The sequence below is a fragment of the Nostoc sp. genome, from assembly GCF_036918015.1.
Classification (GTDB): domain Bacteria; phylum Cyanobacteriota; class Cyanobacteriia; order Cyanobacteriales; family Nostocaceae; genus Nostoc.
Map to the genome: position 1 here is coordinate 19,648 of NZ_JBALEO010000086.1, position 21,610 is coordinate 41,257.

Annotated in this window: 20 protein-coding genes; 12 read left to right on the top strand and 8 right to left on the bottom strand. The window is 40.1% G+C overall.

Annotation, left to right across the window (positions count from 1 at the left end):
• The first annotated feature begins 211 nt into the window (after nt 1-211).
• The 10 genes from V7K61_RS26495 to V7K61_RS26540 all read left to right on the top strand — a co-directional run bounded on the left by V7K61_RS26495 (nt 212) and on the right by V7K61_RS26540 (nt 14,635).
• Nucleotides 212-646 carry a hypothetical protein gene (locus V7K61_RS26495; protein WP_335058016.1) on the top strand — a complete coding sequence of 145 codons (435 nt, stop codon included), beginning with the start codon at nt 212-214 and terminating at the stop codon, nt 644-646.
• Between the two features lie 140 nt (nt 647-786).
• Nucleotides 787-1,443, top strand: coding sequence for a hypothetical protein (locus tag V7K61_RS26500; protein WP_335058018.1), 657 nt, complete (start codon nt 787-789; stop codon nt 1,441-1,443).
• 255 nt (nt 1,444-1,698) lie between these two features.
• Nucleotides 1,699-1,983: a LysM domain-containing protein gene (locus V7K61_RS26505; RefSeq protein WP_335058020.1), complete on the top strand. Its 285-nt coding sequence runs from the start codon at nt 1,699-1,701 to the stop codon at nt 1,981-1,983.
• Nucleotides 1,984-2,109: 126 nt separating this feature from the next.
• Complete coding sequence (locus V7K61_RS26510) at nt 2,110-3,267, top strand: hypothetical protein (RefSeq protein WP_335058022.1); 1,158 nt, start codon at nt 2,110-2,112, stop codon at nt 3,265-3,267.
• Nucleotides 3,264-3,824, top strand: a complete 561-nt coding sequence (locus V7K61_RS26515) for a phage baseplate assembly protein V (RefSeq protein WP_335058024.1) — start codon at nt 3,264-3,266, stop codon at nt 3,822-3,824. Before V7K61_RS26510 ends, V7K61_RS26515 begins: the two co-directional genes overlap by 4 nt.
• Entirely contained in the window at nt 3,824-4,225 is a 402-nt protein-coding gene (locus tag V7K61_RS26520) for a GPW/gp25 family protein (RefSeq protein WP_334901745.1), read from the top strand. The genes V7K61_RS26515 and V7K61_RS26520 overlap by 1 nt, the downstream gene beginning before the upstream one ends.
• Nucleotides 4,222-6,777, top strand: coding sequence for a putative baseplate assembly protein (locus V7K61_RS26525; protein WP_335058026.1), 2,556 nt, complete (start codon nt 4,222-4,224; stop codon nt 6,775-6,777). The genes V7K61_RS26520 and V7K61_RS26525 overlap by 4 nt, the downstream gene beginning before the upstream one ends.
• Nucleotides 6,774-9,680: a putative baseplate assembly protein gene (locus V7K61_RS26530; protein WP_335058028.1), complete on the top strand. Its 2,907-nt coding sequence runs from the start codon at nt 6,774-6,776 to the stop codon at nt 9,678-9,680. The genes V7K61_RS26525 and V7K61_RS26530 overlap by 4 nt, the downstream gene beginning before the upstream one ends.
• Complete coding sequence (locus V7K61_RS26535) at nt 9,677-12,238, top strand: hypothetical protein (RefSeq protein ID WP_335058030.1); 2,562 nt, start codon at nt 9,677-9,679, stop codon at nt 12,236-12,238. Before V7K61_RS26530 ends, V7K61_RS26535 begins: the two co-directional genes overlap by 4 nt.
• A 9-nt stretch (nt 12,239-12,247) precedes the next feature.
• Nucleotides 12,248-14,635 carry a DUF6519 domain-containing protein gene (locus V7K61_RS26540; protein WP_335058032.1) on the top strand — a complete coding sequence of 796 codons (2,388 nt, stop codon included), beginning with the start codon at nt 12,248-12,250 and terminating at the stop codon, nt 14,633-14,635.
• 15 nt (nt 14,636-14,650) lie between these two features.
• Here the strand turns inward: V7K61_RS26540 and V7K61_RS26545 are convergent, their stop codons facing one another.
• From V7K61_RS26545 to V7K61_RS26560, 4 genes are read right to left on the bottom strand one after another with little or no spacing between them, the layout of a single operon-like run.
• A complete protein-coding gene (locus V7K61_RS26545; RefSeq protein ID WP_335058034.1) occupies nt 14,651-15,166 on the bottom strand; it encodes a hypothetical protein in 516 nt (171 codons plus the stop codon).
• Complete coding sequence (locus V7K61_RS26550) at nt 15,121-15,591, bottom strand: DUF6527 family protein (RefSeq protein WP_335058036.1); 471 nt, start codon at nt 15,589-15,591, stop codon at nt 15,121-15,123. Before V7K61_RS26550 ends, V7K61_RS26545 begins: the two co-directional genes overlap by 46 nt.
• Nucleotides 15,588-16,772 carry a ThiF family adenylyltransferase gene (locus V7K61_RS26555; protein WP_335058038.1) on the bottom strand — a complete coding sequence of 395 codons (1,185 nt, stop codon included), beginning with the start codon at nt 16,770-16,772 and terminating at the stop codon, nt 15,588-15,590. The genes V7K61_RS26550 and V7K61_RS26555 overlap by 4 nt, the downstream gene beginning before the upstream one ends.
• Nucleotides 16,747-17,028, bottom strand: a complete 282-nt coding sequence (locus V7K61_RS26560) for a multiubiquitin domain-containing protein (protein WP_190965203.1) — start codon at nt 17,026-17,028, stop codon at nt 16,747-16,749. The genes V7K61_RS26555 and V7K61_RS26560 overlap by 26 nt, the downstream gene beginning before the upstream one ends.
• A 216-nt stretch (nt 17,029-17,244) precedes the next feature.
• Here V7K61_RS26560 and V7K61_RS26565 point away from each other — a divergent pair, with 216 nt between their 5' ends.
• Nucleotides 17,245-18,333, top strand: a complete 1,089-nt coding sequence (locus tag V7K61_RS26565) for a helix-turn-helix domain-containing protein (RefSeq protein ID WP_190965204.1) — start codon at nt 17,245-17,247, stop codon at nt 18,331-18,333.
• Nucleotides 18,334-18,448: 115 nt separating this feature from the next.
• Nucleotides 18,449-18,937: a hypothetical protein gene (locus V7K61_RS26570; RefSeq protein WP_190965205.1), complete on the top strand. Its 489-nt coding sequence runs from the start codon at nt 18,449-18,451 to the stop codon at nt 18,935-18,937.
• A 134-nt stretch (nt 18,938-19,071) separates the two neighbouring features.
• Here the strand turns inward: V7K61_RS26570 and V7K61_RS26575 are convergent, their stop codons facing one another.
• From V7K61_RS26575 to V7K61_RS26590, 4 genes are all read right to left on the bottom strand, one after another.
• Nucleotides 19,072-19,536, bottom strand: a complete 465-nt coding sequence (locus V7K61_RS26575) for a hypothetical protein (RefSeq protein WP_335058044.1) — start codon at nt 19,534-19,536, stop codon at nt 19,072-19,074.
• A gap of 3 nt (nt 19,537-19,539) precedes the next feature.
• Nucleotides 19,540-20,556, bottom strand: coding sequence for a tyrosine-type recombinase/integrase (locus tag V7K61_RS26580; protein ID WP_335058050.1), 1,017 nt, complete (start codon nt 20,554-20,556; stop codon nt 19,540-19,542).
• Between the two features lie 344 nt (nt 20,557-20,900).
• Nucleotides 20,901-21,041: a hypothetical protein gene (locus V7K61_RS26585; RefSeq protein WP_335058046.1), complete on the bottom strand. Its 141-nt coding sequence runs from the start codon at nt 21,039-21,041 to the stop codon at nt 20,901-20,903.
• A gap of 54 nt (nt 21,042-21,095) precedes the next feature.
• Nucleotides 21,096-21,389, bottom strand: coding sequence for a hypothetical protein (locus V7K61_RS26590; RefSeq protein ID WP_335058048.1), 294 nt, complete (start codon nt 21,387-21,389; stop codon nt 21,096-21,098).
• Nucleotides 21,390-21,610 lie beyond the last annotated feature (221 nt).

Sequence of the window (21,610 nt, forward strand, 5' to 3'; positions counted from 1 at the left end):
TTCAATCAGGTATTATCAAAATATCAGTGCGATCGCTAATCTTGTAGCGACAGTTTTAAAATTCAAACGATCGCTCATATATGAAGTTTAAACAAGTGCGATCGCCTCTTTTTCCAAGCTCTTGTTGTGACTGTGTAAAAAAGAAATGTGATCGCCACATAGCAAACTTGAACCAATCTGATTAATCTTTGATTTTCTCACCAAGAAACAAATGCCTGATTTTATTCTGATTACTGGCGATCGCGTCATATTCAACCCCATCTTTGGAAAAGCAATAGTTGTAGTACGTCCTGGCATCTTAACTGGTACTGGCAGAGCAACAGTTAATAAAAAGACTATTTGCATTGATGGTGACGATAAAAAAGTTTTGGTTCCTGGTTGTTCTTATACGAGTCCGCCGAATGTCACTCCCGGTACAGGAATACTTTCTATTCAATCTTTAGCCATCAATCAAAGAGCCAGAAGAGTTAAATCTAGGCGAAAAGCAGTATTGCTCAAAGGTAGTATCTTCACGGCGAAATTTCAAGTTATCGTGCCAGCCCAAGTACCGCCAACACCAGTATCGCCACCGATACCAGACCCAATTCCCGTATATATTGGCACGGGATTTTTTACTACTACAAATATGAAGGTAAAAGGTACTTGAAAAAGTTATTAGAAACGCAATGCTTTATAATTCGTAATTCGTAATTAATAAATGTGAAATTTTCAGGGTTTGAATCTGTTGTTGAATTTTAAAGAATTGGTATTAGTACCAGAAAACACAAATGATTTAGGAATAATTTTATGTCCAGCTTTCCCGGTGCGCCACGCTTATTAAAAGGAACGATCGCCATCCTTGATGCTGTCACCTTTTTCCCCAAAGGAGTGATTGTATTGCAATACAATCCCGAAACACTCAGACGCACTTTACAGGTACGAGGTGCCGGTTCAGAAGGAGGCGATCGCTTAGAAGCTTTGCGTCTAGTTGCACCACCGATGGAGACAATTCAACTAGAGGCTGAAATTGATGCTACAGACCAATTAGAGTTTCCCGCAAAAAATCCGGTAGCAGTGTTAAGTGGTATATACCCCCAATTAGCAGCCCTAGAAACCCTTATCTATCCTAAAAGCAGCCAGATCCAAAAAAACAATAAACTCGCCCGTACAGGTATTTTAGAAATATTACCAATTGAGGCTGATCTAACTGTATTTATATGGGGCAAAAATCGTGTTATGCCAGTACGCCTGTCTGAGTTGAGCATTACCGAAGAAGCATTTGACCCCAGGCTAAATCCCATTCGTGCCAAAGTCAGTTTAGGTATGCAAGTATTAAGCACAAATGATTTAAGATTTGACCATAAAGGCAGCAGTTTATTCAGGGTTTATCAAAAGCAAAAAGAGGTTTTTGCTAAGGTAAATTTGGGACTAACTGCTATCAAGACAGTTGCCTCTTTTTTATGAATTTGCCTATTTACGATCAACTCACATCTTGCACCAAGAAAATTTGATGTAATTTTATTACTCAGTAAAAAACTAAAATCCTTGATTTAACGATAAAAACCCATAAAAAGGAGGTAGCTTTAACGCACACCTTTTTACTTTAGCTGGGGTTTTACGTAGAGGTGCAAGATATGAGTCAATACTTGTTTAATCTACAAGTTTCTCAATGCTCACTAACTCAAATAAAGTTTTATTTATCACCTAAAAAAGAGTAAAATGTTTCCTGTAAGCAGTCGTTACCATGATGTAGAACTTGCCACCTGGCAAACAGAGTCAAATCAAACTATCGTTTATCTCCAGCGCAGATTTTTACCATCAGCACAAAGGTTTGAAATTATTGAAGAACATCTAGTCAGCGAAGGCGATCGCCTAGATAATATCACTGCAAATTATCTTAATAACCCGGAACTTTTCTGGCATTTATGCGATGCCAATAACGCCATGCACCCTGATGAATTGACTGCCCAAATTGGTCGGCGACTGCGTATTCCTCTCACCTAAAAATTAACCTATGATACTTTTTGAAATAGGTATTATTCTCAAAGCATAGTAAGAGATAAAAAACCACCGATAGCCAATTTTTTGGAGTAGCTCTTAACTACGAATTACGAATTACGAATTATTATTATGCCTGACTCCGATATTCGCATAAAACTCATGATTGGTCGCCCTCTTGTACCAAAACCCGCTCCTTATGAAGTAGTGGACGCACTGATTGACTTAGAAGTGACTCAGCAAGACCGCGATCGCAGTGCTTTTCAAATGACCTTTAGTCTTAGTAAAGAATTAAAAAAACCTTCCGATTATTGGTTACTCCAAGAAGGCATTTTAAACCCTCCCAACCGAATTATCATTCAGGTCATAGTTAATGTAAAAGTCGGTGTAAACCGCAGTCTGCAACAACCTATATTAATTGACGGCATTATTACTAACCATCAAGTTGTACCTAGTAATAAACCAGGTGAATCAAAACTCATAATCACTGGTGAAGATATCAGCGTTATGCTCGATCTCGAAGATAAAAATGAAATTTATCCAAACGTATCTGATTCTACAATTGTTACTAAATTATTAAAAGCATATAGCAAATATGGACTGAAATCTGACGTAACAAATACTAGATATTTTACACCCAAAAAAGAAGAACAAATTACCACTCAACAAAGTACAGACTTACAGTTTATTCAGAAACTAGCTCTACGTAATAGTTTTGTTTTTGAAATCAAGCCCGATAAAACTCCTGGTAGAAATATTGCTTATTGGGGTGAGGAAAAACAGAAAATTACTCCTTCACAACCAGCATTGTCAATGAATATGGGCGCATTTACTAATGTAGACTCGCCTATAAATTTCAATTTTAATGCTCTGGAAGCTATTAAACCTGAAGCATCAATTACTGATGAAAAAAGTGGGGCATCAATTTCGATTCGGGTTCCTAAATCGCCCGGTCAAGCCTTAGCTAAAAAGCCTGCTAAATCCTTACGGACGGAAGTGCTACGTAACACCAATAAACTCGAAAAAATCTTAGCCGAAAAGCAAACGGAATCATTTGCTAGCCGTTCGCGGGAAATTGCTGTTACTGCTACTGGAGAAGTAGATACTGTTCGCTACGGTTATGTTTTGGAAGTGCGTCAATTGGTGGGAGTAAGGGGTGTGGGGAAAAGTTACGGCGGTTATTACTACGTTAAACAGGTAACGCATCGCATCAAACGCGGTGAATACAAACAAAGTTTCACCTTGATACGTGAGGGACAAGGTGCAACAATTAACAGGTTAGGAGTATGAATCAACAAGAACTTGCTACTAATGGAAATGGAAGTATTCATCAACATAGGTTTCCTTTTTACGGCAAATACCGAGGCGTAGTATTTGATAATAACGACCCGTGGAAAATCGGTCGTATCCAGGCAAAAGTTGAAGAAATTTTTGGCAATAAGCCTAGTGGTTGGGCATTACCTTGCGTTCCCTATGCAGGTAAGGGAGTTGGGTTATTTCTCATGCCACCCAAAGGTGCTTTAGTGTGGATTGAATTTGAAAACGGAGATCCAGATTACCCAATTTGGACTGGCTGCTTTTGGGCAGATGAAAAGGTTGTCCCAGATATAGTACCAGCTACTCCTTATGACCCCGACATTAAGGTACTTAAAACCGATATCGGCAAGATTGAGATCAACGATAAATCAGGTAAGGAAAGCATCACCATTGAAGCCAAAATCAAAAGGAAAACTATACATATAGTAATGGATGCTTCGGGAATTGAAATCAGCAATAGAGAGGGTGCCACTGTGAAGCTGAATGGTAAGACAGTATCGATTAACGGTTTTGATTTGGAGGTAACTTGATGCCAGAATATCTCGTAAATCTGCCCAGGCAAAGGAATGTCACCAACATCGATTTTCCCTTCCACTTTGACAGATACCATCGCACTGCCAGTACCAGCGATGCAAGCCATATCCGCGACTTAATTGAACAACTACTGTTTACTACTCCCGGCGAACGAGTCAACCGCCCAGATTTTGGGTGTGGTGTATTGTCTTTGATTTTTGCACCCAATAGCCCGGAATTAGCAACAGCTATGCAAATTACTATTCAAGCATCTATTGAGCATTGGTTGAGTGATTTAATCGATCTGCAAACGCTGGAAGTAACTAGCGTTGATGCTAGCCTTTATATAGTGGTGGAGTATTTTGTGCAAAGCAGTGGTGAGTCACAAACAGCTACTTTTAGGACGACCATACCATGAACAGCCACACCTCCATTTGCCAAAATGAACAGCGCCGCTTAGAAATCCGCAGGCAAAGAAAAAACGGGTTAGATTATGTAGAAGTTAGCGATGATTTGCGTTCGCGTAGCGGCTCCTTTGGAGCATCGCTATATGTTTACTTTTTAGGTTCAGTACCAGAAGACTTAAGAAAAGAAAATCTACGTATTGAAGGTGGTGAACGCATCCGCAATCTTCATGTAATTAGTTTAGAGGTAGAAAGTTCCCAAAATTATGAGGGTTACTTAATAGTTAATCTTAAGCAACTAGGCGATTTTTCCCTCTACACTTTGCGCTTGGTGTCATTGGATGAACAGGGCAAACCCACAAATCAACCATATCCCAATTTTGACCCGCGCTACTCCCAAGTCCAATTTCAATTCCGAGATATTAACTGTCACAGCGACATAGATTGCTTGCAAGAGCAAACTTGTCCCCCACAGCAACTAGTTGAACCAGCTATCAACTATCTCGCTAAGGATTATGCAAGTTTTCGCCACTTGATTTTAGACCGCCTATCCCTGGTGATGCCGGATTGGGAAGAACGCCATGCTCCCGATTTGGGTATTACTCTAGTGGAAGTTCTCGCTTATGTTGGCGATTATCTCAGCTATTATCAGGACGCTGTAGCCACCGAAGCTTATCTAGAAACTGCCCGCCAACGGATTTCTGTTCGCCGTCATGCCCGTCTGATCGATTATCCCATGCATGAGGGCTGTAATGCACGTACTTGGTTGTGGCTGGAGACAAGTGTTGATATTTCCCTAAAAGAAAAAAATTTTTACTTTATTAATCGTTATAAAAATGCGCCTCGCCTTGGCACTATCCTAGAAGATAATCGTGACTTAGATGATGTTCCTCTTAGTAGTTATCAAGTCTTTGAACTGCTAACGCTCCTACCGATACATCTTTACATAGCTCACAACCAAATCCTATTTTATACTTGGGGCGATCGCTCCTGCTGTCTTGACCGTGGTTCTACAACCGCTACATTATTAGATGAATTTATAGATTCTGTCACCGAAAATGGGGAGAGTTCGCCCAGTTGCCAATTTCCTGAACACCAGCGAAAACTGCACCTGAAAATTGGTGACATTCTGATTTTTGAAGAAATTAAAGGCCCCAAAACAGGCAATCCAGAAGATGCTGATATGAATAATCGCCATGCAGTACGCCTGACAAATGTCAAGGCAATTGTAGACGAACTTTACAATCAGCCAATTGTGGAAATCGAATGGACAAAAGAGGATGCGTTACCTTTTCCCCTTTGTATTTCCGCAATAGTACCACCAGAGTGTCAGCTAGCCGATATTAGTGTTGCCAGAGGCAATGTGATTCTAGTGGATCATGGTCGCACTATTGATCGGGAAGATTTGGGAATTGTACCGGGAAAAGAGGTGATCCAACAGTGCCAAAAGGAAGGTGAATCTGTAGAAATTTTAGTTAAAAGCGATCGCTTCCGTCCCAGATTGCAAAAAACGCCTTTAACTTTCAGCCAACCTCTTTCGATAAAAAATCTGACCCAAGACTCTGCTAAGAGTTTGCTAATTCAAGACCCCCATCAAGCAAAACCCCATATTCAACTAAATAATTCTACTTGGACTCCCCAGTACGACCTTATAGATAGCAACAGCGAAGATCAACATTTTGTTGTGGAAATGGACAATGATGGACAAGCAAACTTGCGCTTTGGGGACGGTGAATTAGGAATCAGACCAGAAGCCAATACTCACTTCCAGGCAACTTACCGAGTAGGTAACGGACTTGTAGGTAATATTGGTGCTGAAGCGATTTCTTATATTGTTTTTCACAATATTTTTTATAGTGGTTCGACATTGCAACCACACCAGCCGTTCCCCGCTAAAAGTGGAACAGCACCCGAATCTCTATCTCACGTAAAATTATATGCACCGCACCTATTTCACAAAAAATTAGAACGTGCCATTACTGCTGATGACTATGCACAATTGGTGATGGAACATTTCTCGACAAAAGTGCAACGAGCAGCGGCTACCTTACGCTGGACAGGCTGCTCGTATGAAGTCTGGGTGGCAGTAGATCCCTTCAACCGAGAAGCAGCAGACGACAAATTACTGCCAAATATTGCCACAGACCTAGAAAATTATCGCCGCATTGGTCATGATGTCATCGTTCAACGAGCAGCATATATCTCTTTGGATATCGCTATGACAGTTCATGTCAAATCTGACTATTTACGCGGTCATGTCAAAACTGCTTTGCAGCATATTTTCAGTAACCGAATTTTACCTGATGGTCGGCGTGGTTTTTTCCATCCCGATAACTTGACTTTTGGCCAAGGTATTGCTCTAAGTCAAATAGTGGCGATAGCTTATGCTGTTCCAGGTATCGAAAGTGTCTCTGTTACAAAGTTAGAACGTCTTTTTGAAGGTGACAATCACGAGATTGAAGCAGGTTTTTTACCCATTGGTTCTTGGGAAATTGCCCGACTTGACAACAACCCCAACTTTCTCGAACACGGTAAATTCACACTCGATTTGCGAGGTGGTAGATGAAATTAACTTGTAGCTGTAACTGTCACTCTAATTATAAACCAAGCGATAAATCTAGCTGTGGTTGCTGTGAAGGGGTCGAAATTCTGACTCCAAAATCGGTAGCAAATAAACCTAATTTGTATACCCTAGCTTATCGAGTTGGAACCCATGCCAGCTTTTTAGAAACCATGAAAGCGCGTCTGGGTGACAGCAAGTTTCCCTCACTCAAACATCTGAAAACCCGTGACCCTCAAGACCCATCTTTGGCTCTGCTAGATGCTTGGGCTACTGTAGCAGATGTTCTGACATTTTATCAAGAACGCATAGCCAACGAGGGTTATTTACGCACTGCCATTGAGCGGCGTTCCCTAATGGAATTAGCTCGATTAGTAGACTATGCACATAGTCCCGGTGTCAGCGCCAGCGTTTATTTAGCTTTTACCATAGAAGATGGTTACAACTTGGAAATTCCTGCTGGTTTGAGTAGCCAGAGTTTACCTGATTCCGGTGAATCGCCGGAATTTTTTGAAACATCACAAAAACTGCAAGCCTATGCCCATTTGAATCAAATCAAACCCCGAATCGGCAAAGCGCTGCAAGTTAGTTTAACAACAGCCGCCACCCTTAATCAGCTTTATTTAGATGGTGTAAACACGAATCTTAAACCTAACGATCCACTTTTACTAATTTTTGGTGATACTGAAGCTGAACAAGTTTTGCGTAGAGTTCAGATTATTGAACCTCAACCAGATGAAAACCGTACAAAAGTTACATTCCAAGTACCACCAAAAGTTCCACAACAATTAATTGTTGATGGTTCGTCAGCAAATATAAGAGAACAAAGAATAAAACAAGTAATCAAACCGCCATCTATACAACCTGCGAATGCTCTGGAAATGGAGCGGACAAACCAACAAATCTTCGCTCCTGAAAAAAATGAGATTAATTTACAATTAATTAATACCCTAAACCCTGGTTTCAACACAGCAATACATCAGATTCTAACCAGGGATAAAGTTAATTCTTCTAATCAGTTAAAGCGAATTGAAAGTCTAGGTATAAAAGCTGCACCTTTCGGAAATGACGTACCTTTAAAGCAAGTTTCTGATCAATACGAAGAATGGCAAATTGCAGGCGTACATCAGCCAATATTAAGTTCCACCAATCAAACAAACGTTTCCAGCACACTACCAGCAGAATTACAAAATATTTTAGCATTAGATGCCCAATATGATGAGATTGTACCTGGCAGTTGGCTAGCAATAGAACGTGTAGATGATAGTGAAATTAGTATTTATCAAGTAATAAAAGTTGAAAATATCTCTAAAATTGCATATAACATAGTAGCAAGAATTACACAACTTACTTTAGATAAACCTTGGTTAAAAGAACAGGATACATCTTTAGATGTGATGCGTAAAACCACAGTGTATCTCAAGAGTGATTTAAATTTGGTAGAAAAACCAATTGACCTGAAAGATGTACCAAGTAGTCAAGATTCTCTATCCGAACAGGTGAAAATTGAACTAGACAATGAAATTGAACTAGACAATCTCTACGAAGGTTTACAACCTGGACGCTGGTTGATTATCTCAGGTGAACGCAGTGATATATCCGATGTCAACGATGTGTGGACTAGCGAAGTTGTCATGCTGTGCAGAGTCAGACAGGATATTAATCAGAATTTGCCCGATGACAAACCCCATACATTCCTAAAATTTGCTAGACCTTTAGCTTATTCTTACAAGCCAGAGACTGTTACTATCTATGGCAACGTAGTCAAAGCCACTCATGGCGAGACACGTACTGAAGTACTGGGAAGTGGCGACGGTACTAAAGCAAATCAACAATTTACACTCTCACAACCGCCCCTAACCTATCTACCAGCACCTATCCCTAGTGGCATTGCTAGCACCTTGGAAGTGTATGTTAATGATGTCCGTTGGCAAGAAGTGGAAAATTTGATCCAGTTAAGTCCAACAGACTATGCTTATGTCACCCAAACAGATAGTCATCACAGCACAACTATTATCTTTGGCAATGGTAAACATGGGGCTAGGTTGCCTAGTGGTACTGAAAATGTCAAAGTAATATACCGCACTGGCATTGGTCAAGCAGGTAATGTTGCAGCAAAAAAAATCACGCAACTAACAATGCAACCTTTAGGTTTGAGTGGTGTACTCAATCCAATAGCAGCAACAGGAGGCGCAGATCCCGAAAAGCATGATGAAATCCGCCGCAATGCACCTCTTGGGGTGATATCTCTCAACCGTGCAGTTTCCGTCCCAGACTATGCCAATTTTGCCCTTACCTTTACCGGAATTGGCAAAGCGAATGCTCAACGTCTTTCAAATGGTTCGCGTCAAATTGTGCATATAACGATCGCTGGGGCTGATGATATCCATATTGATAGAAATTCAGATTTATACCGCAGCTTCGTGCAAGCGTTATACCAGTTTGGCGACCCCTATCAACCACTAAAAATAGAGATACGGGAATTGATGCTGTTAATTATCAGCGCCAATGTGCGGATTTTAGCAAATTATCACTGGGCATCTGTAGCACTGACAATTCGGACTGCTTTGTTCGATAAATTTAGCTTTGAACATCAGGAATTAGGACAAGATGTTGTCCTTAGCAAAGTTATCACCACGATTCAACAAGTACCTGGGGTAAATTACGTGGATGTGGATATTTTGGATAGCGTCTCCGAAACTGAAGCCCAAAATCCAGACAGTTTAAATATAAAACTTCAAGAACTGGGAAAACTGGGCATGACTCGTAGGAATGGACAACCAAAACAATGGATTCCTGTAAACTTGGCTAATTTTGATTCAATAGCTAACCAGCTTATTCCTGCTCAATTAGCTATTCTTAGCCCGAAAGTGCCAGACACACTAATCCTGAAGGAGTTGAAATCATGAGCAATTCCCCAGATCGCCTTTATGAACTATTGCCAGTTGTTTATCGCATACGTGATGCAGAACAAGGCTATTCGCTGCGAGATTTATTACGTGTAATTGCTGAACAGGTAGATGTTGTTGAAGTTGATATTACTCAACTCTACGAAAACTGGTTTATTGAAACTTGTCAGGATTGGGTAGTACCATATATTGGTGATTTAATTGGTTATCAAAGCGTTCACAGTTCTGGTGAGTTGACAAATGCTCGTGCTGATGAGACACAGCAAAACAATAAGATTTTAATTCCCCGTCGTGAAGTTGCAAATACTATTCGCTACCGACGGCGCAAGGGAACATTAGCTTTGTTGGAAGTGCTGGCTGATAAGGTAGCTGGCTGGCCAGCACGAGTTGTAGAATTTCGTCAGTTACTTAGTAAAACACAGCATATCAATCACCTAAATTCGTCAAGCTCAACAACAGTAAATCTGCGTCAGGTCGATGCAGTTGCAAAGTTAAATAGCCCATTTGATGAATTAGCTCATACAGTAGATATCCACCAGATTAGTTCACAGCATCAACCTGGAAAGTACAACATTCAAAATGTTGGTCTTTTTGTTTGGCGATTAAAAACTTATTCTGTGACTCTTGCACCAGCTTTTTGTTTGGAAGAAGTTAGCTCTAATTGCTACACTTTCAGTATTATGGGTAACGACATTCCGCTTTACACTCGTCCGCATTTATCAAAAAATGCAACAGAAATTGCTCATGAATTAAATTTACCTATTCCTATTGAACGGCAAGTTTTACAAGAGAGTAAGAAGGATTATTGTGACTCAAATCCAAATCCAGAAAGTTTTACCAAAAGTTTGTCAATCTGGAAAGGTGTTAACTCAAAACCGCATCCAGTCTCTCCAGATAAAATTATTATCGCCGATCTCAGTGATTGGAATTATCAACCAGAGCAAGACCATATAGCAGTTGACCCAGAATTAGGGCGAATGATTTTTCCCATCCGCCAGTTACCAAAAAATGGTGTTTGGGTTTCTTATCATTATGGTTTCAGTGCTGATATTGGTGGTGGCGAATATGACCGAACTTTGTTAGATTCTGCGGCACATTTTTTATTTGATGTTGATGATATTCAAGAGCCAGCAATTTTTAGCTCACAACAAGATGCTTCTGCATTATCCGAGTTTTTGCGATTGCAATTTTCCCCCACTACCCAAAGGCTTTTGGATGCCTACACCAGCCCTCCTCCCGAACCAGCTTTAATTACAGCTTTGCTCCCAGAGCTAAATCAACTACTTTTGGGTGAAAGCCTCTATGATGAACAACGTTTTGCATCTATCACCTTGAGTGCAAAAACTAAAAGTTTGGTTCAACAAAATCTCCAAGGTAAAGAACTGATTCGCTGCAATCGGTTGCTATTAGAAGAAGCTTTTCCATCTCAAATCAGAAAGTATTATGCTTATTACAGCGTCAGTCAATCATCACAAGAGTGTTATCAAACTATTAGCGAGGCAATCTCACAGTGGCAACGAGACAAACCCCATGATGCTGTAATTGAAATTACCGATAGTGGTGTTTATGTTGAACGAATTAATATTGAATTGGAGAAAAACCAGAATCTGCAATTACGTGCAGCTAACCACAAGCGTCCGGTGATACGCATTCTAGACTGGAGAACTGCTTTCGGTGATGCTTTAAATGTCACGGTAGAGTCAGGAAGTTGCTTTGTTCTCGATGGCTTGTTGATTATTGGTCGGGGAGTACATATAGAAGGTAATCCCAGTCAATTTGCAGATTATCCTACCTCTGTTGTTCAAAATCCAGCTGCTATTATTATCCGTCATTCTACATTAGTGCCGGGCTGGTCATTACATTGCGACTGCGAACCCCGACGTTCCACCGAACCAAGTTTGGAGCTATTTAATATCAATGCGTGCGTAACGATTGAACACAGTATTGTTGGCTCCATTCAGGTCAATCAAAATGAGGTAGAAACTGACCCTTTACCCATACATATTAGCGATAGCATTATAGATGCTACCAGTATTGAAGGTGAAGCGATCGGTGCAGCAGGTTACTCCATAGCTCATGTACGGTTGACAATTGCACGTTGCACAGTCTTTGGTCAGATTCAAGTACACGCAATTGATTTAGCAGAAAACAGTATTTTTAACGGCATTATATTTGTTGTTCGTCGCCAACAAGGTTGTATCCGTTTCTGCTACGTGATGCCCAACTCACGCACACCACGTCGGTATAATTGTCAACCGGATTTAGTGGAGCAGATGGTTAGACAAGAAACTGAACTACAGCCAGAACAAATAGAGGCGGAACAACTTATCGCTAGAAGCTGCGTACAACCTCAATTCAACAGTACACGTTATGGCACCCCTACCTACTGTCAGTTAGCGTCAACCTGTGCTGAGGAAATCAAACGTGGCGCTGATGACGAGTCAGAGATGGGTGCTTTTCACAATTTATATCAGCCTCAAAGAGAGGCTAACCTACGCATCCGTCTAGATGAATATACACCTGCTGATATTGAGATTGGCATTATTTACGCTACCTAAGAGGATTTTATGCAAGGAGAATTTAGAGGTGATTTTACTCGTGATACCTACGACAAAAGCAAGCACTTCCTGCGGGTGCTTATGCAACAAGGGCGAGTGCAACTAGATGCAGACTTCAACGAACAAACATCGATTTTACTAAATCGTCTGCAAACTTTAGCCAAAGATGTATTTGGACTACAAGGTGGACCAGAGGAGAATTGTGGCTTTGAATTTATCGGTAATGAGGAGCAGATTAATAATATTAACAACCTCGAAGAGGAAGAAAAACAGAAATTAAAGCAGCTGCTCCAATCTCAGGGCTATCTAATTAGCAAAGGCAACTATTATGTAAATGGTATACTTTGTGAAAATGATGAATTCATATCTTATTCTCAGCAACCAGATTTTACACCTGAACCCATAGATCCTTGTAAAGTCAAACTAAATGGAACTACATATCTTGCTTATCTTGATGTTTGGGAACGACATATAACCCCTATTGAAGATCGTGACGATCTCAAAATTAATATTCGTGAAGTTGCTTTAGGGGGAGCAGATACTGCAACTCGCTCTAAGTTAGTTTGGCAAGTCAAGCTCAAACAATTAAAAGATAATCAAGATATTGAAACGGTTGCAAAGCAAGTTACCAAGGATCATGACTATTTTCGGAGTGTGTTAGGTCAAGAACTATTGAAGTCTGGAGAAGGCAAAATTATTGCCAGAGTCACAAAGCCTAGCTCAGGAATAAATAATCCATGTATTATCCCCTTTAATTCCAAATTTCGTGGTACTGAAAACCATCTTTATCGGGCGGAAATTTTTACAGTTTACCCTGACGATAACAAGAATAAACTATCATTTGTCTGGTCGCGGGAGAATAGCTCAATTGTTTTTCCGATTGTGACATCTACTGTGATCAATTCTTCTGCGATCGCATTAAATCTAGAATATTTAGGAAAGGACAAAGATTCTAGTTTATCATCGGGTGATTGGGTTGAAATTATCGACGATGATTATATACTTCAAAATAGCGATCGTCAACTCCTAAAAGTTGAGCAAGTGGATCATATTGAGAATCAAGTAATTCTCTCAGGTGATGGGAAGAGCAAAATATTTCTTAAAGAAAAGCACCCTCTATTACGCCGTTGGGACTCTGGAGAAGTCAAAGTAAATTTATCTGATGTGAATCATAAATGGTTTCCTCTTGAGGATGGAATCGAAATTCAACTTCAAGCAGATACTCAGAATAGCTTTTATCAGGTAGGTGATTATTGGCTAATTCCTGTGCGGACAGCTACTGGCAATGTGGAATGGCCCAAACGAAAAAATGAAGAAGGAAAACTAGAGCCTCAACCTCAATCACCACATGGTACTAACCATTATTATGCACCTCTAGCGATAATTTTAGGTAATCCTAATAAAGTCATCGTTCATGATTGTCGAACTAAAATTGGCAAGAAAGAGAATTCTATCCCAGTTGAAATTAAAAAAGACAATAATACCCAAATATATGAGCCTCAGCAAAATTCTACACCACCTATTCCTCAAAAAGAAACCACTACACAAATAATCAAAGAATTCAACAGCATAATAAATGCTAGTTGGCATCACGATCAAGTTTTGGAAGCTACTATTTCAAAACAAGAGGAAAATTCTAGCAATATTCCAGAGGATCAATTATTTAATTTAAAATCTCAGGATTTGAGAAATTTATTTACTAAGTTAGGTCTAGTAATTCAGTTTAAAAAACCAGTACGTATTGATAGCTTGCATAAAAGTAGTGTATCTGTGTTAGCTCATACGGACAATGTATTTAGAGGCGAAGTATTTTATATATTGCCAATGATAGTTGAACCAGTTCAAGTTAAAAAACTTGAAACAAAATCTATCCGTTGGGCAATTGGCAATGATGTATTAGATCGCAATGTCAATATAATTACAGAAGTTGAAGCTTTGACAAATGAGAGCAATGGCTATACTAAAGCAGTCCGATTGATTACACCTGATGATTGGCCGCAAAAAGCCGTCTTTAACCAAAGTAATATCTATCAGTTTACTATACTATTACGTGGTGACTGGATTATGAATGAAGAACCATTATTTGATAATGTAAATTTTGATTTACAAGGAGATTTAAATAAAGGTATTATTCCTGATAGATTGCGTCAGCAGTGTCAAGAAAATGGAATTTTACTTTCCAAAAATTCTATTTTAGTGACGGAAAAGGAAAATTTAAAATGGCGCTTACTCAATGAGGGTAAAATTTATATTATTAAAATAGATAATATGAAATTAACAGTTAGCAATATTCAAGCATTGGACGGCAACAATCTCTGGCCTGGTGTTCCTGAGCGGTTTAGCGGAAATGGCTCTGAAGGAGGAGACTGGGTAAGTATTATTCATATTAAAACTTGAGAGGTTAAGCTAAAGTCAGCGCCCAAGGGGATTACTGGTCATAGTTTCTGAACTTTTCACCCAGATATTATGGTTATGATAAAAATCACCACGTTGTTCTAGTGTAAACCCACCCAGCAATAATCCCAACCAGACTTCTACCATCGGCATTTGCAACACACGTTGCAGTTTAACTAAAGAAATCTCATCTTTGACATTTATCAGATGGTTAGCGATCGCTCTCTGCCATTTTTCCACATCCTCATCTGATGCCAAATTGCGAACATCTTCTAAAGTTGTTATCTCATCGAGCATTGCCAAAACATTCGCTTTTTCAACAGGTGCTACTACAGAATCACACAACTCAGTAGGAGATGAAAATTGGTGTGGGCCGTGTGGTTTAAAGGTTTGTGGTGTTTGCGGTTCAATTAAATCATCTAAATCTAGGTCTTGGACTCCATCAAAGTAAAGTTTACTCAAGTAGATATGTTCGTTGTTACTTTCAATTAAGATGCGTTTGTTCTGAACAACCACCTCTTCAGTTTCTGCCAAAAGCTCGTTTTTGGTTTGCCTGTTCCTGTTCCCACTTCTTTACTACTTGCAATTGCACCATCAACATCTAGAGGCTTAGTGCTGCTAAAGTATTTTTTCTTAGCTAAGGAATCATGGAATCTTCCGGCATTAATCTCTTCTTGCGACCATTGTGATGCCCATTTGACCCTATTACCTCTTATCCAGTAATGAGACTGGCAAGCAAAATTCCAGTTTCCGATCGATGGATCGAGCGAAACCGATTGTCCATCAAAGATTAGTTTCCAATCTGTAGGAGAAAGTGGAGTAACAACCTCGTTCCCACATCCACAGCAGCATTTATGGGTCACTGTTGCGAAAGCCATCGACACATAAATCGTTCCATCCTTTAAATGATTAGGAATGTATTCAACGAATTCGTGCGTGAGGACTATTTCTTGCTTCATAGCTGATCCTCGTTAGTTAACATATTGCCATCTATAGTGTAGGTACTGTGATGCTCCTTCTCCAAATCTACGTAAAAGCCACATAGCTTTTTCCACTTGATGACAGCCAGAGCAGCATTGAGAGCGTTAAGATCAGCAATCTGGATGTTCCGAGAATACTCATTATTGTCGTCACCATCCGAAAAAGGGATTCTGTTCTTAACACTGATATGATCGCGCTGCTCAATAGTGCTGGTTGTTACCCTCATAACGCCAAGCAACGCATTATCAACTAGATTTAAGCCTATGCCCATGTCAATGAAGGGGATACCAAACTCCTCTAGTTTTTCGACAATCAGCTTTTTAGCTTCACCTTTATCAAGACAAAGGAACACAAAGTTCATTCTGTCCAACTGAGCAATATTTGAAGCATCAATATAGACAGGGTTTGGGAAGATACCTTTACGCATTTTGGAATACAGGTTTGCATAGTAGAACACCTTATGTAACCCTGCCCTCAACTCATCAATAGACGGAGCGCCAGGCGATCTAAATGCGTTATGCTGTAAAAATTTATCTCCGTCGAAAAGATGAATCTCTTTTACTGGAGTCTTGACAACCAGATCCAACACATAAGATCCTGTACCACCCAAGCCTACAAGTGCAATCTTTCCCATCTCCAGCTTATTGCTGAGTAAATTGATCCCAGCCCGACTTGAGGCAGTATCAATATAATTGAACACCGATTCCTCGTCTCTAGATTCAATAAGCGGAAACGTCTTTGCTGTAACGCTAGAATCAAGCGATTGAGCAGGACTGGAAATAATAGCAATGTAAGTTGTCATTTTCTCGTAGTAGTCTTTGTAGTTACCACTAAGCGGCTTGCTCGAAAATGAATGATGGACAACGAGATCCTGAGCAAATTGCTGGGGGGTGCTGCTGTGTTTGATCTGGTTTATCTCTGAACCATCCTTATTGCAAGGGTGATCTCCCGAAAAATGAGCAACATGAGTACCGGGTGTGACTGTTACATCACCAGCCAAACTCAATTCTGAAACGAGAGTTCCAAATTTGATCTCCTTATTGGAGTTCACGTAAGGAACATTTTTGACTATCAGATAGTTAGACCTAATTTCGATGTCATAACCCTCATTTCGCATTCTCAGGAGATCGGGGCTACGATTTATCAGTTGCTGTGACATTGAATATCATTCCATCCTTAATTTTGACTGTTTCCCCTTCAACTAACGTTCCTTCAGGCTTATTACCTTCTCCCTTCCTGTATGTAAGGGTGAAAACGATGTTTCCTCCTGTTGGAGGATTATCAAAGGCCAATGCCACAATTTCGGTAAATGACAGCTCTTTTGCTGTCACCACCTTCTGGCGAGCATTCACAACAATTGTGAAGTCTTTGTTGTGTCCTTTATCCTCATGTTTGTTTTCTTGTGGACTGTTCATTTACTTCCTCTTACATTAGTTAATTCAATGGAGCAAAAGTTTCTATTAATAACGATCTGTGAATATAAAACTTCCTTGAGGTAAATTAAGTTGGATCACAGTACGCCCTCTTGTTTACAAGAGTACCCAAAAAACTTATTGGATAATTTAGAAAACGTGTTTACAAACTAATTTATAAAGCCTTGATTTGTAAACTGGTATAATTACGGATAAATTATGATTGGCAAAAGATTAAAACTAGCAAGACAAGGAAGTGGCTTGTCATTACGAGAGCTAGAATCAAAAATTGGAAATTTAGTTTCTGCCCAGGCAATTGGAAAGTACGAACGGGACGAGATGATGCCGAACTCGACAACACTAATAGCTCTTGCTAAGGCACTAGGAGTTTCTGAGATATATTTACTGGGGCAAAGTGATCTAGAACTCGAAGGTTTAGAATTTAGGAAGAAAAAAATTACTAGTAAGAGAGAGGAGACTCACGTTGTAGGGGCTGTTCTAAGCCGCGTTGAACGGTATTTAGAAATTGAAGAGATTATTTATACCCCAAATACAGAATGGGCCCCACCTCGTGAAGCTCCGTTCCCTGTAAATTCACTTAGGGATGCCGAGTTTGTGGCTGAACGTCTGCGTATTCATTGGCAATTAGGGACTGACCCGATTCTTAATTTGGCTGAGTTTCTTGAATCTCAAGGTATTAAAATTTTGTCTCTATCCCTAAACAACAATGTTTCAGGATTAACCTGTTGGGTAAAACGCCGTAACCGTAACCAAGTGCCAGTAATTGTTATTAATGCAGACGATAATGGTGAACGACAACGCTTTACATTGATGCATGAACTTGGGCACATGCTACTCATTACTTCCCCTGACCTTGATGTAGAGAAAGTTGCTCATCGAGTTGCAGGTGCATTTCTCATGCCAGCTTCAATTTTATGGCTTGAAATTGGAAAGCGTCGTAGTCGCTTAACAATTGCAGAGCTTGCTCAGTTAAAGCAATTGCTAGGAGTTAGTATGCAAGCATTAACTTACCGATGTAAAGATTTAGAAATTATTGATAATTCAACTTTTCAAAGTTTATTTGCTGAATTTGGGCGAAGAGGGTGGCGGACTCCTCCCTATGAACCATTTCCAGTTCCTAAAGAAGAAGCACACCGCTTTGAACGGCTTTGTTTTAGGGCTTTAGCAGAAAATGCTATTTCTGAAGCAAAAGCAGCAGAACTGTTAGGTCTATCAGTGTGTGATTTGATAGCCAGAATGGATTCTGCTCAAAAAGAATCTGTTCCAAATTCTGATCAGCCTAAGTAACTTTACGTCTATGTTACTAAAATAGTTGTTATAAAAATATCTCCTTTCGTAAAATTAAGAGTTTAATATGTGAAATTTTATTTCTTGAAAACACTTATTTTTTAACTAGAATGTGATGCGATTGTTGATATCAAATCCTTCAATATTGATAACGCTACAGCGAGTAGGGTTTCTTGAACCACTGTTCAACTTACCTATTGAAGTCAATGTCACTGATTTTCTTTATGAGCGTGAATTAAAAGATTACGACGGACAAAAATTACTGAAGCTAGGTTTACAAATTCAATCACTTGAACCAGAAATGGCAACTTTTGCAATTCAGTACTGTCGAAGTCACACAACTCTATGCCAGGATGAAGGTTATGCATTTGCCTTAGCTCAAAAGTGTGAATTCATTCTTTTAATAATTAATCCTGAGTTAGCAAGATTAGCTAAAATAAAGCGTATAAAACATTACTCATTAAGCTTGTTATTTAAGTTGATGCTTGACCGTCAAGTGATTAGCCAAGACCTTCTCCAACAGGGATTGTCCAATATTACTGCAATGACTCGTTGTCATTTGTTAAGGAAGGAAGCAGAAGATTGCTTATCTAAAATCATTTGACTCAAATACGTAAATACATAACCTTAAACAGCTCTCTCATGCGTCATGCCGGGCTGGAGGACGCGGAAGGGTCAAAACTGGAATCTTGGGAAGTATAAATGTGAGTGAGGCTGGAGCGATCGCTTGTATGACGATCAGTCAGGGTGCAGGGGACAAGGACGCACTGGACAATGTGTTGGTGCAATCTCGAACAGCTCCTTATATTGATAGAGCGAAACACCATATTGTTTTGCAAAAGCCTGCAACACTTGATCTGTATAGGCGCGGATCTTGCCAGCCGTTAACCCAAAGCAGTGAATTGGTTCTAAGCGACAAATAGGCTGTTGCCCCAGCCAGAGTTCTGCGCCCAAGGCGTGCAATGGTTTATCCCCCGCTTCTTTATACAAATACAGCACTGCAAAATATGTTGCTGGTGGTTCGACTGTTACTGAATCAATTTCTGCTGAATTATGAAAGGAGCGGTGGCGATAGAATGAGCGGCGATTGTGGCAAATGCGTGGATTCCAACATCCATCCCCTGCTGTTCCATGTAAAACTTTAGCTTGGGCAGTTGGTAGTTTGGAACATAGCTGACACTTTGGATCAAGTGGCTTGGGCATACCTTATTCCACTTCTTCGCCGATTGCACGATAGTAAGCAGCGATCGCTGCTTCTTGTTCGCTGCGAAGTGTATATCGTCGAAAGGCTTTCTCGCTTTGATGTCCTGTTAGTTTTCGTGCATGGCTAGGGTCAACTCCCAATAGCAATAAGTCAGTAGCGTAAGTATGTCGAAAGGAGTGAGGGTGCAAATCCTCAATGTGGGCTATTTCACCAATTTTTTCTACAGCAAAGTAAATACCGTGATAACTCAAGCGTTCACCTTTGTATGAAGCATGGTGTGAAATCATCAATGGACTGAGGCTGGTCAAAACCTCTCCTTGCTGTGAGCGCAATTGCAAATACTCTGCTAAAACTTCCCGGCTCTCTTTTCGCAGTGGAACTAAGCGTGGTTCATTGGTTTTGGTGTCTGGTAAAAATAGCAGCTTGCCATCAAATGACCCAACATTTAGCTGTACAACTTCCCCTGCTCGGAGTCCATGACTGAGAATGTGAACCAGTGCTGTATCCCGTTGCTTTGTTTCTCCCAGCAATTCCAACGCTGACCAAACCTGTTCCATTTGTTCTGGGGTTAAACTTTGGGCTGGTGGTAGTGGCACTTTTTCCAGTTTTATCCCCAGTGTGGGATTAGTAGCAATAATTTCAGGATACGTGTAACACATCCATTTGAAAAAGCTTTTGAGTGCCGCAATTCCGGCATTGATGCTGCTTTTTGAAAGGGGATTACCTGCATCAGTCCGTATTTCATCACGGAGATATTCTTTATATAGCGCAAGATGACGTGGGCGTAGCTCATGATAGTGAAGCTCACTCCAAGCCAAAAATCGTTTGAGTTCTCGTTCGTAAAGCTTGCGGCTGTTTGGTGCGAGATTGTTGCTGCGTAAAAATTCCAGAACTTTTACCCACCGAATATCGGTTGGTGGTCTTGTAACTCTAGTACGCCCAGAGAGCGATGCAGTTTCAGCGTCCAGAGGAATAAGTTTAATGGGAGGTAAGTTATTTAGTTCAGGGTTATTCACAATAATCTTGCGCGATCGCACTCGGTAGTTCTGAATTTAAAAGTTCAGTATACAGGAATGCTGGAGAACACAAAATAATTAACCCTTATCTTTTATCCGACATTAACTACGATTAACACTACTTCCCTTGATATACAACACTTTCACCAACATGCGATCGCTCTGGGTGCATGTTGGCAACGGAATAGTTTCTATTACGCTGCCGATAAATTTTGCTTGTCTTGGTATCGCCTTTGATGCGTCATCCAAGCGATAACCATTTACAGGGTGCTAACTTTCAGTTATAGTTAGCCGTAACTTATTATAGACACAATGCAACTATAACTTTGACTGAGTGCAAAGATAGTTTACAAAAGTTGCTCAGGCGGTTGCCATAATATTGGTTCAGCGAAGAGACAGAGGCAGAGGTATTGCTGCCAATATTGCATTCGGGAAAACTTTTCTCCCTGAAGCGGTTCCTGTCCCTCAATTTCTAAGATTTGGATCATGGATAACTGCAACCGCCTTGATGCAGAACCGTCTGGGAATACAAATTGTCTGCTTTAATTACAAAAATCATCTACTCGAATATCCCGCCAGACATCAGACACTTGCCAGCCAGAGTTGCCAATAGACTGTACTGGAGGATTGTCAAGGTGCGGAATATAATCAGGAACTCTTGATTCAGGAGCGACTACTGATTTCTCCTCAAGCTCAACCACAGGGGCAGTAGAATTGTCAGTATTAGCTAGAAGTTGTTGGTCTTCTGCTTCTTCGATCAACTTCATCTGTTTCAGAGTAAGCTTGTCGGATTTTTTGATGATCTTCTTAGTATCTGTATCATTAGAAGTTTTCATTGGCTGTTCCCTTGAAGGCATTGGCTTAAAATTTCTCTGAGTAAAGTACAAGAAGATATGTATTAATAATTGCACAGAATAAATACTGTACTGCAAAACTATGGAAAATACGAGTCCCTTGCTGAATAAGCTAATCAGCATTTAAGCTGCAACATAGTTGACATTACCTTTATTTTTGATTTTTCGATGCCACTTAATCAGTAACTCACCTTGGTTTAACA